Annotated in this window: 15 protein-coding genes; 10 read left to right on the forward strand and 5 right to left on the reverse strand. The window is 42.5% G+C overall.

Annotated features, from left to right (window positions below):
- Window positions 1-84: 84 nt before the first annotated feature.
- A complete protein-coding gene (locus FNC98_RS06580; protein ID WP_260680519.1) occupies window positions 85-1,341 on the reverse strand; it encodes a polysaccharide lyase family 7 protein in 1,257 nt (418 codons plus the stop codon).
- 567 nt (window positions 1,342-1,908) lie between these two features.
- Here FNC98_RS06580 and FNC98_RS06585 point away from each other — a divergent pair.
- A complete protein-coding gene (locus FNC98_RS06585; RefSeq protein WP_143580501.1) occupies window positions 1,909-2,157 on the forward strand; it encodes a hypothetical protein in 249 nt (82 codons plus the stop codon).
- A gap of 166 nt (window positions 2,158-2,323) precedes the next feature.
- On the opposite strand, the gene FNC98_RS06590 is transcribed toward FNC98_RS06585, so the two are convergent.
- The gene (locus FNC98_RS06590; protein ID WP_143580502.1) at window positions 2,324-2,857 is read right to left on the reverse strand and encodes a hypothetical protein; all 534 of its coding nucleotides are present in this window, start codon (window positions 2,855-2,857) and stop codon (window positions 2,324-2,326) included.
- An 808-nt stretch (window positions 2,858-3,665) separates the two neighbouring features.
- Between FNC98_RS06590 and FNC98_RS06595 the strand changes: the two genes are divergently transcribed.
- The 4 genes from FNC98_RS06595 to FNC98_RS06610 all read left to right on the forward strand — a co-directional run bounded on the left by FNC98_RS06595 (window position 3,666) and on the right by FNC98_RS06610 (window position 7,448).
- Window positions 3,666-4,289 carry a TetR/AcrR family transcriptional regulator gene (locus tag FNC98_RS06595; protein ID WP_143580503.1) on the forward strand — a complete coding sequence of 208 codons (624 nt, stop codon included), beginning with the start codon at window positions 3,666-3,668 and terminating at the stop codon, window positions 4,287-4,289.
- 60 nt (window positions 4,290-4,349) lie between these two features.
- Window positions 4,350-5,384 carry a beta-N-acetylhexosaminidase gene (nagZ, locus tag FNC98_RS06600; protein ID WP_143580504.1) on the forward strand — a complete coding sequence of 345 codons (1,035 nt, stop codon included), beginning with the start codon at window positions 4,350-4,352 and terminating at the stop codon, window positions 5,382-5,384.
- 29 nt (window positions 5,385-5,413) lie between these two features.
- On the forward strand, window positions 5,414-6,787 hold the full coding sequence (locus tag FNC98_RS06605; RefSeq protein WP_143580505.1) for an SLC13 family permease: 1,374 nt from the start codon (window positions 5,414-5,416) through the stop codon (window positions 6,785-6,787).
- Window positions 6,788-7,139: 352 nt separating this feature from the next.
- Entirely contained in the window at window positions 7,140-7,448 is a 309-nt protein-coding gene (locus tag FNC98_RS06610) for a DUF2845 domain-containing protein (RefSeq protein ID WP_143580506.1), read from the forward strand.
- 69 nt (window positions 7,449-7,517) lie between these two features.
- On the opposite strand, the gene dsbB is transcribed toward FNC98_RS06610, so the two are convergent.
- Both dsbB and nhaB read right to left on the reverse strand, forming a co-directional pair.
- Complete coding sequence (dsbB, locus tag FNC98_RS06615) at window positions 7,518-8,048, reverse strand: disulfide bond formation protein DsbB (RefSeq protein WP_143580507.1); 531 nt, start codon at window positions 8,046-8,048, stop codon at window positions 7,518-7,520.
- A 30-nt stretch (window positions 8,049-8,078) separates the two neighbouring features.
- Window positions 8,079-9,665: a sodium/proton antiporter NhaB gene (gene nhaB / locus FNC98_RS06620; protein WP_143580508.1), complete on the reverse strand. Its 1,587-nt coding sequence runs from the start codon at window positions 9,663-9,665 to the stop codon at window positions 8,079-8,081.
- A 502-nt stretch (window positions 9,666-10,167) separates the two neighbouring features.
- On the opposite strand from nhaB, the gene fadR reads away from it, so the two are divergent.
- The 5 genes from fadR (at window position 10,168) to FNC98_RS06645 (ending at window position 13,184) form a co-directional block, all read left to right on the forward strand.
- On the forward strand, window positions 10,168-10,878 hold the full coding sequence (fadR, locus tag FNC98_RS06625; RefSeq protein WP_143580509.1) for a fatty acid metabolism transcriptional regulator FadR: 711 nt from the start codon (window positions 10,168-10,170) through the stop codon (window positions 10,876-10,878).
- 176 nt (window positions 10,879-11,054) lie between these two features.
- Window positions 11,055-11,384 (forward strand): Grx4 family monothiol glutaredoxin, encoded by a 330-nt coding sequence (locus FNC98_RS06630; RefSeq protein WP_143580510.1) that lies wholly within the window; start codon window positions 11,055-11,057, stop codon window positions 11,382-11,384.
- A 106-nt stretch (window positions 11,385-11,490) separates the two neighbouring features.
- Entirely contained in the window at window positions 11,491-12,096 is a 606-nt protein-coding gene (locus FNC98_RS06635; RefSeq protein WP_143580511.1) for a peroxiredoxin, read from the forward strand.
- 163 nt (window positions 12,097-12,259) lie between these two features.
- Entirely contained in the window at window positions 12,260-12,667 is a 408-nt protein-coding gene (locus FNC98_RS06640) for a hypothetical protein (RefSeq protein ID WP_143580512.1), read from the forward strand.
- A gap of 283 nt (window positions 12,668-12,950) precedes the next feature.
- Window positions 12,951-13,184, forward strand: coding sequence for a hypothetical protein (locus FNC98_RS06645; protein WP_143580513.1), 234 nt, complete (start codon window positions 12,951-12,953; stop codon window positions 13,182-13,184).
- 26 nt (window positions 13,185-13,210) lie between these two features.
- Here the strand turns inward: FNC98_RS06645 and rnt are convergent, their stop codons facing one another.
- A complete protein-coding gene (gene rnt, locus FNC98_RS06650; RefSeq protein WP_143580514.1) occupies window positions 13,211-13,909 on the reverse strand; it encodes a ribonuclease T in 699 nt (232 codons plus the stop codon).
- Window positions 13,910-13,988 lie beyond the last annotated feature (79 nt).

Here is a 13,988-nt window from a genome sequence, read left to right on the forward strand (position 1 = left end):
AATTTTTGTGGGTTTGACAGAGAGGGGAGCAGGGCGCTTATCCATAAAGGGATAGAGCGCCCCGGGGAGAGATATAGCCAGACGTTAGAAATGCGAGTTTTCAATTTTCAAAAAGCTAGCTTCTACATAATCGCTGTCGTCGCCAGTGTTATTCTGGTTATAAACGCCTGCTTTGAAATACATGTACTGACCACCTTGGTCGTAGCCACTGTCTGTCATATCAATTACCTGGACTAAATCCTCTTGGTTTTTACGTTCCAGAGTAAAGGTAAGCTGGTTTCCTAAAACCTCGATGCGAAAGGCAAACACCTCTCCCAGCGCAATGCCATTAACCGGATTCTCGGCGCTTTGCGAGCGACTACCAATGACCTCATAGTAAACGTCATCGCCACCAAGGATTTCATGGGCCAGATAAATGGCGCCCAATTCATTTTGCGGCAGCTTGCGGTAATAGACTCTGATGGGTTCATCATCGTTCGCATGGATTTGGCCAATAATAACTCTGCCAACCTGCCAGTCTTCACCACTGGTTGTCACATGATTAACTGTAAGTACGGCATATAATTCGCCATCAATGCCACCAGCATCAGCAAGATCTTCTGCCGGCGCGCTGGAAAATACCCAATTGTTGGCATTAACGCCTTGAGTCTTGATTGAGGTATCGCCACGGCGCAGCATTTCCCTTAATTCGCTGCGCGTGTACTTGGTGTTGGTTGAGGTTTTAGCGCCGCTTACCGGTGCTCTAAATACCAGGCCGCCCTGACTATCTTCAAAGAAAAACTGATGGTTGAAGTAGTCATCATTTAGCTCTTGTTCATAGATGCTTTTGGCCTTTGAATACTCGGTTTCATCTACTGGAATACTTAAATACCAATCGTCTAATTCAATGTCAGATTGCTGATTATCAACACAACCAAAACTCTCGATTTCATAAATACCATGAGTACTGTCAATGGAATTTCCGGTTACCTGTATCTTAACGTAGCGAGCGGTAGACTCCGCTAGCTGGTGATATTGCAGGTGTTCATCATCAGGATCTGAACTGGTTGACGTCAACACTGAGACCCAGTCGCTGTTGTTCTGAGAAGTCTGCACTTCAAACGAATAGCTACGCTGATCCGGGTTGTCCCATTTAATTGATATGCCTTTGATTAGCGACATCTGTTCGAGAGTTAAAAACACCTCGCGGTTATTGCCTTCGCCAATCCATTTGGAAGCACCAAAATGCTGGCCATCGACAATATTGCTGGCGGTATTGGACTGCAAACTTAAATCTGCATTCGCTGAAATCTGTTCAAGGCGCCCTAGTGGCGTACAACTAATCTCTTGTGGAGTGAACACCGAATCGTCTCTTTCTGGAGCTTGAGGAACGGAAGATGAATCACATGAAATGATCAAAGGGCTTAAAAACGACAATAGTAATAAAGGAGTGAAACGTCTCATATTTGAGGTCTTATTCGAATTGATATGCTTCTTATCATTACCAAAAATACACTATTTGTAAAACGATTTGGTAATATGGTTGGTTTGTTGGCCAGGCACGGGATTTAATTTGTCATTATTAGAGTAAAGACAATTCTTATGTTTCCGATAAATTCACAGCTAAGGGGGTTGTTTACTAATGTTCGTCCAATAAACTTGCCGCTATATCTACACGCTAATTACACGAAATGGTGTTCAATGTGAAAGTTTACAGTTAAACTTACATTATCTTTGCTTTCGTTTATAACTTACGGTTTTTAGTAAAGATAGAAAATTAGAGTAATAAAATACTGGGAGAGATTAGCCGTGACTGAAAAGGTTTTAATTAGTATCGATGCTAATGGACACGATTTATCAAGTAATAATGTATTAAGAGATTTAATTCTCGGGCATTTTAATCACCATAGAAAACAACTGCATGAATTCATGTCTCGTGTATGTCAGTTGTATGACCTAAGAGCACTGGTATCAACGGATAGCCTGAAAGTCTCTGATGTAAAATTAGACCAGGATAAGGGTGAAGTTACGGTTGATTATACCTGGTCTACTCATTATGGTTGTGATGGATATAGCAGAGAAAAGACCATGCATGAGCGTTGGCCATTTAAAGTGGCAGACAATAATATTGTCTTTGAAATGCACATGCCGGAGCTGCACGTTCATCACGAACTCTAAACGTTGCAAACAAATTCAAGGTCACCTTATTCACGGCTAATACGGTGACCCTTTCAGTATATTGTGAAAGTGATTGTGTAATGAAACAACGCTTTTTACACTGCGGTGAGTGAGCCCGCAGCTAAACTCCCTAGCTTTTCCTTAAATCACTAAAGTTTTGAGATTCTTACAGAGCTTTCTTCTTCTTGTATTGCTGTTCAATGATCTGCTTTTGGTAATGCTCAAGATCTTTATAACTTTTGTTAATGAAGGGGCCGAGGTCATTACAGATGTTAATGTCGCGAATAAGCTCCAAATTTATAGGGCAGGTGTTGATCAATTGTTTCACTAAATTCAAGTAATCTTCCTGGCTTTCATTTAATCCAAGGTGAAACAGCACTTCTGCAAACGTTGACGGTGTGATGAAAAAATAGTTGTGATGGTCTTCTCGTAAATACCCCTCACTGAATGCCGATTGCGCGAGCATACGATTGGGCTTTGGAAAATGTAATTGGATATCATCTTTCACCATTAATTTACCGCTGGTTTGCTTAAACCCCTGGTCTGTGAAAAATCGGATTAAATACTGGCGTTGACCCACCGACAATATGTCGTAATCGTTACGAACGAAAAAGTTATCATCGTAAATGGTGAACAAAGGCAGGTTGGGCAGATAAAAAATATGCTTATCTCGGGCGACTTTTTCAAAATCTATGGTCATTACAAGCCTCTCACTAATTACCTTCCTAATTATTACGGACTATCGGTAAAAATGATCACTTATGCTTTTATCCTAAATAAAAGTATATTCACAAGTTTAAAATTCTGGCCTCAGCTTAAGTTTGTTAGTCTAATCAATGACGATCAAACTTTAGGTACGCAGGCTCTCATTCTGTTTACTGGGTCCGAAAATATTTTAAGGCTGTGTTTAAATAACCGTTGTTGGCAAATTTTTCAGGTTGGAGACTTTTTAGTCAAAGTGACCTGTGGATTTTCTAATCCTGGGTGAAGAAAACGCCGTTACAATCGCGTATTCCTGCATGTTTTCGAAAAATTTTAACAGAATCGTTGATTCTTTATTTTTGAACTTTTGTATAGATTTTCAGTCCTTGTAGGCGGTGGCGAACCGGCAAGGGGGAATTGCAAAAGGCATTATTTTCAATAGCTAAGTCAATTTGAGATAATTCTGAACATCCTTGTAACCCTATGTTTTATAAGGGGTGTAGCGGTTAAGCCTGTTACGGGCAGCATTTGCATGTTAAATTTTGGGCAAAAAAAGACCCAAAAGCCAGTTGACAGATCGGAGCTAATGGGTCCAGGGAGAATCGTTATACTTAGTTTAAGTATGGTAGAGATTTTTAAATTCGCACAATTTTTTGTCAGTTTTTTTTACATTTTTTTAACTTTGTTTTTTCAGATAAATTTCAAATCTTAAGTGACGTTTCATTTCTTTTCAAAGCCTTTATTTCTTGACACTTAACCCACTTGCTGTCATTTTAAACGCATGTTTTATTTAGGTGTTTAAAGTTATGGATACTAAAACAAAAATCTTAAACGCTGCGGAAAATTTGTTTGCCGACAAAGGTTTTACCGGCACGTCATTGCGTGAAATTACCAGTGCAGCGGAGGTGAATCTGGCAGCGGTGAATTATCACTTCGGTTCCAAAAAAGAGCTGATCAAGGCGTTGATGAAGCGCTATTTAGATGTTTTGAGTCCTGAACTGGAAGGTTCGTTATTAGCCGTTATGGAGCAAAACGATGACCTGACACTGGAGCAGGTGTTTGAAGCATTTGTTGAACCATTACTGACTCTGAACAAATTGAAAGAACAGGGCACCAGTAACTTCTTACAATTACTTGGTCATTCCTATACCGACTCTCAGGGTTTCTTGCGTTGGTTCATTACCAGCAACTATCCGGGTATCATCGACAATTTTGTCATGGCGGTTCACAAAGCCTATCCGGAACTGTCCTCGGAAGATATGTTCTGGCGCTTGCACTTCACAATGGGCACAGCGGTTTTTGCGATGTCTTCGACCTCAGCGCTTATCGATATCGCGGAAAATGACTTTAATGCCGAAGTAGATATTGAAGGGGTCATCCGACGTCTGATACCTTATGTCGCATCGGGTGTGGGTGCTAAAACTCATTAATCACTTCTAGTGGTATAACCATTTTTTATTTACCAAGTTTCTTATCCTAAGGAGTAGCTCTTGAGCTGTTTAATGGTTGATGTCGCAGGACTTGAGCTTACCAGTCAAGACAAGGAAATACTGGCCCACCCAAGTGTTGGTGGCATTATCCTGTTCAGTCGTAACTACCAGAACCCAGAACAATTACGTCAGTTAACGGCAGACATTCGTTCGGTAAATCGCAATATCTTGATCGCCGTTGATCAGGAAGGTGGCAGAGTCCAACGGTTTCGTCAGGGATTTACCAAGTTACCGGCAATGGGCAAGATACTCGAGCGCACCCGTCTGGTTCGCAATACGGATGCTAAATCCATCGATTTAGGCAAGGAACTGGCGACCCAAATTGGTTTTCTGATGGCCACCGAAGTGCAGGGCGCAGGTGTAGATATCAGCTTTGCTCCGGTTCTCGATGTCGATGATATCTCTGATGTGATTGGCGATAGAGGGTTTGATGCAGAACCACAAGTTGTCACTCAGTTAGCTAAGGCGTTTATTGCGGGTATGAATCTGGCTGGTATGAAGGCGACCGGTAAACATTTTCCGGGACATGGAAGCGTTAAAGAAGATTCCCATATCGCTATGCCTGAGGATAAACGTTCACAGCAAGCTATATTCAACCATGACATGACAGTGTTCAGTGAGTTAATTGCTAATGGCAATCTTGGTGCTGTAATGCCGGCTCACGTGATTTATCCGGATGTTGATCACCGACCTGTAGGTTTCTCTCCTGTGTGGTTAAAAGATATTCTAAGATCTCAGCTGGGCTTTGCTGGGGTAATTTTCTCTGATGACTTATCGATGAAAGCGGCCAGTGTTGCCGGCGGTTATATTGAGCGTTGTGAAGCGGCCTTAGAAGCCGGCTGTGATATGCTTTTGCTTTGTAACGATCGCTCTGGCGTCGAACAGGTGCTCGATGGCGCCAACTTAGCGACCGACACCATGAGCGAACTTCGCGTAAAAAGCATGTTAAGTAGCAGCCCTGTGGTGAATGCTGATACATTTCAAAAAAATAAAACCTGGGTTAAAGCCAGCGAGCTGATCAAAAAGCATTTTTAATTATTTCAATATCACTGATAAAAATAACAATGACAAAAAATTCTCTGATAACTTTATTCGCACCGCTTGTTTGTGTTGCCTGCTATTTTGGCTTGTTGCAATTTGAGATGGCCAGTGAACCGGCATTGACCATAGCCTTAACCTTATTGATTGTTATTTTTTGGGTAACGGAAGTTCTACCAATACCGGTTACCAGCCTACTTCCATTTGCGTTATTTCCTATGTTTGGCATTCTCGATCACAAACAGGCATCCAGTGCTCTGGGAAGCCATGTGATTTTGTTGTTGATGGGCGCCTTCATGCTCTCAAAAGCCCTTGAGAAAAGTAATGTTCATGAGCGTTTAGCCGTTTACATGGTAAATCTTGTGGGTGTTTCCAGTGGCCGTCGTCTGGTTATCGGCTTTATGTTAGCCACGGCAATTCTCAGCATGTGGATATCCAATACCGCCACGGTGCTAATCATGTTACCCATGGCACTAGCAGTGTTATCCCACATAGAGAATCGAAAGCTGAAAATCGCGTTAATTCTCGGCATTGCCTATGCGGCGAGTGTTGGCGGAGTTGGTACTTTAATTGGTACACCACCAAACGTTATCTTTATGGGCATTTATGAGCAGTTCACCCAAACCGAGTTCGGTTTTATTGAGTGGATGAAAATTGGCGTACCTGTGGTTCTGATCTCTATTCCTATTATGGGATTGTGGCTAACCCGAAATGTCACTCTCGATGAAAAAATTAATATGCCAGAGCCAGGTAAATGGCGCACCGAAGAAAAACGTACCTTAGCGGTATTTGGCCTGACGGCACTTGCCTGGATCACCCGCAAAGAACCTTTTGGTGGCTGGAGCGGCTTGTTTGATTTACCTCAGGTAGGTGACAGCACCATTGCGCTTGCCGCTGTGGTTATTATGGCAATGATCCCTAATGGTAAAGGGTCGCGCCTACTCGATTGGGAAACAGCGAAAACGATTCCGTGGGGCATGTTGTTATTGTTTGCCGGTGGTATCGTTATTGCTAAAGCGTTTGTCGCATCGGGCTTAAGTGATTTACTGGCCTCTGGTTTGGTTGAATTAGCCAACCTGCCTATTTTACTAACCTTACTTTGTATCTGTTTATCGGTTACTTATCTCACTGAAATTACCTCCAATACTGCAACAGCGACTTTACTGATGCCGATATTAGCTTCGGCAGCAATTGCCACGGGACTGCCACCAGAGGTGTTAATGATCCCTGCGGCAATCTGCGCCAGTTGTGCCTTCATGTTGCCGGTAGCAACGGCGCCAAATGCGATTGCTTTTGGTACCAAGCAGATTGAGATTTTGGATATGGTCAAAGAGGGCGCAGTATTGAGCTTACTGGTTTCCTGCATCGTTGCCTTGTGTTGCTACTGGATTTTGGTCTAACGACTACGAAAAGTTTTCTATTGCTTGATTGTTGGCAAAGCTGCTAGTGTAGATCTATACCAATTCCAGTAAATTTTTGCACAACTCAGAGTTAGGGCAGAGGCTCAGTTACAACATAGATTTTATTGATATAGTCATTCTATATCTATGAAATATAGGGCCGTAAATGGGCCACTGATAAACTCCCTATGGGTGAGTTTTAAAGGCGTTTATCCTGCGTTACTGATTTTGGCTGACTTTGACATCGGAGCGACCGTTCTCTGCAATCAAAGCCTTGCCTGAAAGCCTTTAAATTATCACTGAGTGGGAAAACACTTAGTGGAATTGGTATTTTAATTTATGGAGGAATATTATGAAGTTACACGCTAAATATGCTCTTTTAACAGCAATGTTATCTGTTTCATCGCTAACAATGATATCGGTGGCGGAAGCTGCGCAAATTAAAGCCGTTCGTTGCTCCGGTGGCATTGCCAAGCTGAAAATGGATAAATTCGAAGTTATCGACCGCTGTGGTACTCCTTTGGATCGTGAAGTGATATCGGCCTTGGATGAAAGAAAGGTAGAGCGCATGGTCTATCGCTTCTCAACAAGTGAAAGCGAACCGTTGACTATCTTTACCTTCGAGGAAGGCAAGCTGACGCTTATCGAAAAGAATCCATAATTTGGGAAAGACTGAATATAAAAAAAGGAGCCTTTGAGGGCTCCTTTTTTGTATCGGTAAACGATAGTTTTAAGCTTTGTTTCGACTAACTAAGCTAATCAGGTGGCTCAGTAAAAACACCGCAAACATTGCGCTGTAAACAGAGTAAACCACGATCATCCACTGTGGCATTGAGTAGCCTAGAAACGACCAGCTGATCTCACCACAATCTCCGGTTGCTTCGAACAACGCTGGGATCCATTCGTGTAATGGTAACCACTGCGGAAAATTAGGCACGATGTCGCAACTAAAGAATAATGAGCCGGCATTAGATTGCATCTCAACGTGCTCGATAGCAATCAATAATCCCCAGATTGCACTCACGCCCCATATCGAAAACGCTAAGGCTCTGCCAATAAAAGCTTTGTTACCCAAGGCTCCGATAATGCCAGCAAACATAACGCCGATAATAGCTACACGTTGGTAGATACACATGATGCAGGGCTCCAGCCCCATGCCGTACTGAAAATACAGAGCGGTAAGCTCTAGTGTCAGTGCTGATAAAGCTAGTAGCCACCAGGATTTAGTATTTAGTACCCATTGATTTAACGCATTGAACATAGGCTTGTGTTCCTGATTTAGAGTCCCTGATTAGTGTCCGTTTGGTTGAGCTAATGGTGTTGTGGTTCCATGATGAATAATCCCCATATCGTAAAACATCTGGGTGTATTCAACCAAGATCCCTGAATAAATCATGATAAAACCAACCAAAGTTAATACCACGGTATAAGGTAATGCCATATACACCATACGACCATAAGAAAGACGAATCAATGGTGCCAATGCAGAAGTTAACAGGAACAGGAATGCCGCCTGACCATTTGGTGTTGCAACCGATGGTAGGTTAGTCCCTGTATTGATAGCCACCGCTAACATATCAAATTGGTCACGGGTAATTTGACCAGCAAGCAATGCCTTTTTTACTTCGGTAATGTATACCGTACCGACGAATACGTTGTCACTTACCATCGACAGGACACCGTTTGCCAGATAGAACATAACCAGTTGCAGATCACCTTCAAAGGTCAGAACCCAATTGATCACTGGCGTAAATAATTGTTGATCGATAATGACCGCAACGACAGCAAAGAAAACCGCAAGGAGGGCGGTAAAGGGTAATGCTTCTTCAAAAGCGTGACCAATCTGATGCTCTTCAATAACGCCGGTAAAAGACGTTGCCAGGATAATAACTGTAAGACCGATTAGACCAACCTCGGCTAAATGCAGGGCCAATGCCACAACCAACCAAACCGCAATGACACCCTGAACCACCAATTTAGCATTGTCTAACTGGGTGCGGCGCTTGGTTTCTTGATGGTCAAATTCTACTAAAATGGTGCGCACGTTTTCCGGCATATTTACGCCGTAACTAAAGACTTTGAACTTCTCAACTAAGAAGCAGGTAAGTAAACCAAATATTAGTACCGGAATGGTTACTGGCGACATACGGATGGCAAATTCGGCAAAGTGCCAGCCGGCCTGCTGACCGATAATCAGGTTTTGTGGTTCGCCGACAATCGTCATTACCCCACCAAGCGCGGTGCCTACACCGGCATGCATCATCAGGTTACGTAAATAAGCACGAAATTGCAGCAAATCTTTTCGAGAGTATTCCGGCAACTCATGGTCTTCGGTGTGATCGTGACTGTGATGAATTTTCTTGCCAGACGCGACCTTGTGATAAACCGAATAAAAGCCCACCGAAACACTGATAATAACCGCGATAACCGTTAATGCATCGAGAAATGCCGATAGTAATGCGCTGGAAAAACAAAACAGGAGGGACACCGCGGTTTTGGAACGGACTTTAGTGATGATTTTTGTAAACAGGAATAACAGCAGGTTTTTCATAAAGTAAATACCTGCAACCATAAACATTAAAAGTAATAACACCTGTAAATTAGCTTCAATTTCATGGTAGACCTGTTGTGGCGTAGTCATGCCAATTGCTACCGCCTGAATGGCTAACAAACCGCCGGGCTGCAACGGATAACACTTTAGCGCCATCGCCAAAGTGAAAATAAACTCAAGTACGAGAGCCCAACCGGCGACGTAAGGAGAAACGAAAAAAAACAAAATTGGGTTTAACACTAAAAAACCAATTAAGGTTGCTTTGTACCATTTTGGTGCCTGACCGAGAAAGTTTCGATAGAGGGAATGTGCAAATGACTGCTGCATTTTTAAGTTACCTTAAGAACTATTCTATTTGCCTGGTGGCGAGGTTATTGCCTTTGGAATTTTCATTTTCTTGTTGGTTTGCGGCTCACTGTCTTTAAGGTAATTCAAGCTATTGATTTATTGATCAAACTGCACTTCAATCGGGTAAAAAACGTCTACCTGACAAAACCGGCGCATAGAATACTCTATGTGTTAGATAAATGACAGGTTAAAGCTCTAGAAATGGCCTGTTCGGGCGTTTGTTTGCAGAGATTAATGAAAAGCCTTGAAGATTCGGACTATGCTTTATGGCAGCTGGCCACTAAATTTTTATGTGCCGAATTACGGCGAATTGCGGAGATATGTAATAAACAGGTTAATATCTGGTTGTTATTTGTACAGATTTATTTTGATTTATTCAAACCTTCAACAAGCTCTTGACATCTTCTGGTACAATCAGTTTATATACAGAATAGTTTGAATCTTTAAGTATTCGCTTTACGTAAGTTATACGGAATTGTAAATGATCATAAAAGCACAGAGTCCTGCCGGGTTTGCAGAGCAGTATATTGTTGAATCTATCTGGAATGGTGGATTCCCTCCGGGTTCTATCTTGCCGGCAGAGCGTGAGTTGTCAGAACTCATCGGCGTAACTAGAACGACTTTACGTGAAGTATTGCAACGATTGGCCCGCGACGGCTGGTTAACTATCCAGCATGGCAAGCCAACCAAAGTTAATGATTTTTGGGAAACCTGTGGTCTTAATATCTTAAGCACATTAGCTGAACTTGATCAGGAAGGTATCCCGGATTTGGTTGAAAACCTGTTATCAGCGAGAACCAACTTAAGTGCAATTTTCATCCGTGCGGCAATCAAGAATAACCCGGAAAAGGTTATCGAATTAATCAATAAATGTATTGATACCGACTGTGATGGTGAGCAGTTTGCGCAAAACGATTATCAGCTACATCACGATTTAGCGCTAGCTTCCTCTAACCCAATTTATGTGCTTGTGCTGAACGGTTTCAAAAATCTGTATTCTCGTCTTGGTGGTTTGTATTTTGCCCACGAGGATGCCCGCAAGCTTAGCCTGAATTTCTACCAGGAGCTGATTGAAGTTGCTGAAAAAGGCCATTTCAACGAATCGGTTCACGTGGTTCGTAAATATGGTGTGGAATCCGGTCAAGTCTGGTACAAGCTCAAAGAAGACGTACTTAGAGAGCTAGCTCGATAAAGCTTTGCCAATCAATTTATCCTCAATAAACCCTGAAATTCAGGGTTTATTTTTGCCTGATAAATTATTTTTTCATTAAACCCTTGAATAACATGCACCGTAATACCATTTAAAATGAAAACCGAGTAAACTACTCAGGTTTTATATTTTGATAGCTAGCTAATTTTGAGGATTTTATGGATACCATTGAAAAGATCAAACAACAGATTGCCGAGAACCCGATTCTTATTTTCATGAAGGGCTCGCCAAAACTTCCTAGTTGTGGCTTTTCATCACAAGCCTCGCAAGCGCTTATGGCCTGTGGCGAAAAGTTTGCTTATGTTGATATCCTTCAAAACCCAGATATCCGCGCGGAACTCCCTGGTTATGCTAACTGGCCAACCTTCCCACAATTATGGGTTGAAGGTGAATTAATTGGCGGTTGTGACATCATCATGGAAATGTACCAACAGGGTGAGCTGCAACCACTCATTAAAGAAGTTGCCGCCAAGCAATCTGAACAATAATCGAATTTTCTAATCGTGCTGCAAGTTCAGCGCGATTGGCTGAAGGCAGGGGAACTGTCGTCAGCATACTTTTAAAGTAACTATGTGTTAATAAATGGAGAACAACATGAGTGTATTAGTAGGTCGTCCTGCTCCTGATTTCACAGCTGCAGCTGTACTAGGTAATGGCGAGATCGTAGATAACTTCAACCTTACCGAAACCATCAAAGGTAAAAAAGCGGTAATCTTCTTCTACCCACTAGACTTCACTTTCGTTTGTCCGTCTGAGCTAATTGCTTTTGACAAGCGTTTTGAAGAGTTCCAAAGCCGTGGCGTTGAAGTTATCGGTGTTTCTATCGATTCTCAATTCAGCCACAATGCATGGCGTAACACGCCAGTAAACGAAGGCGGTATCGGTCCAGTTAAATACCCTCTAGTTGCTGACGTTAAGCACGAAATCTGTCAGGCATACGACGTTGAGCACCCAGAAGCTGGTGTAGCTTTCCGAGGTTCTTTCTTAATCGATGAAGAAGGTAACGTTCGTCACCAGGTAGTTAACGATCTACCTCTAGGTCGTAACATCGATGAAATGTTACGTATGATCGACGCGCTTCAATTCCACTCTGAGCACGGTGAAGTTTGTCCTGCTGGCTGGAACAAAGGTGATGCAGGTATGACTGCATCTACAGACGGTGTAGCATCTTACCTGTCTAACAACGCTGACAACTTATAAGGTAGTCATCGTTAATAAATCTGAAAAAGCTGCCTCAGGGCAGCTTTTTTATTGCCCGTATGAAAACACTTAGTGGAATTGGTATTAGGAAAGCAAAATTGAAATTACCAACTAGGCTTAAAGAAGACATCCATTATTCGCGCTTTTCAAGGAAGAATTGCAAATGTTTTCAACCAGTCAGGAACAAACCCAAGCCTTTATACTGATTGCCGCCAGTGCCAGCCTTATTATTTTTTCTCAGGACCTGATTTTTCATAGCTTAGGGATTGTTTTCTTTATCGTATTTTATCTGTTTAGTCTCCGGACTCTTGCCAACATAGAGACAGCGTTCCGTCAATCTTGGGGTCGCAACACTTCCGCCCGTAAATACCAAGCCAAAGGGCAAAATAATTATAAATATCGGCTATCGATCCTTTCCCTGAGTCTGTTAACCGCGATGGAGTCTACCAAGTACTTTCCTGAACACTTTGCCGTTGCCATCGCTTTGTTTGCATTAATCCTTACCATCCGGGAATGGATAACGTTAAGCCAATGGGCAATGCATTGTGAAAAGCGTATCGCCAGATATTAGTCTGTTTATTAATCAGTTGGGGCAAGACGATATAGATAAACTGGAAAAAGATTTTTCAGACTGTGTTGATTACCGCTATGACACAGATCCCCAATGAGGTAATGATAAAGAGGTTGATTTGATTTTTTTTCAAGGGGTTAGCGACAAGTTAGTTGAAGGAGATAAAAATTAATCGGCTGTTGCAATGAAAACATGTCTCGAAGTATTGGCAATCCGAAAATCCTCAACCAGAAATAGCATTATCAACGGTTACGGGAAGTAATTTGGATAAACGGAGCTAGAGATGAACAATGTTTTGATACCAATTCGTAAAACCCGAAAATGCTCAAGATGTGGTTTGAAATATCCGGCAAAAGACGAGGTTTGCAAGCACTGCAAAGGCCTCAATGAAACGCAAATTAAAGCCCTGCAAGAACATCATCAACAGAGTATGAAAAGCAACAGAAAATTGGCTGGCTTGTTCGGTTTTATCACCATTGCATTATTGTTGCTAATGGTTGCTGCAGCGTTTGTGTAAAACGCAAAAACTGGTTTATTTTGGGTTTACTTATCTTCGCCAGTTGGCTCGTTTTCTTTAGATGCAACACCGTCTGACTCGTCGGCTTCTACTTCCGGCAATGGCCAGCCGCCCAATTCCTGCCAGCGATTCACAATATAACAAAACAGTTCTGCGGTTTTCTCGGTATCGTATAAAGCCGAGTGCGCTTCTCGGTTATCAAAACCAAGATTGGCAGCTACCGCGGCTTTTGCCAGAACCGTTTGCCCGAGTGCCAGGCCTGATAAGGTTGCGGTGTCAAAGGTTACAAATGGGTGGAAAGGGCTGCGCTTAATTGACGCGCGCTCAGTGGCGGCATTTACAAAACCTAAATCAAAAGCAGCATTGTGGGCAACCATAATTGCTCGCTGACATCCTGCCGCTTTCATCTGTTTGCGAATGGCTTTAAAAATCGCTTTCAATGCCACTTCTTCATCAACTGCACCACGCAGTGGGTTAGTAGGATCGATACCCGTAAATTCTAACGCTGCAGGTTCCAGATTAGCGCCTTCGAACGGGTTAACGTGATAGTGAAAGGTTTCTTTTAACGACAGCACACCGGTTTCTTCATCCATATCCAGCGTTGTCGCTGCAATTTCCAGTAATGCATCGGTAGCGGCATTAAAGCCTGCGGTTTCAACATCGACAACAACTGGGAAATAGCCACGAAAGCGTTTTGCAAATAGGGATTTGGGGGTGTCGCTCATGATTTAGTTTCGTTCAATCTATCTGTTTCTGGCTGGCAATTATCGCAGAAAAACAAGGAGTAAGGCTAATGCTTTGTTT

It is taken from the genome of Thalassotalea sp. PS06, from assembly GCF_007197775.1.
Lineage (GTDB): Bacteria > Pseudomonadota > Gammaproteobacteria > Enterobacterales > Alteromonadaceae > Thalassotalea_A.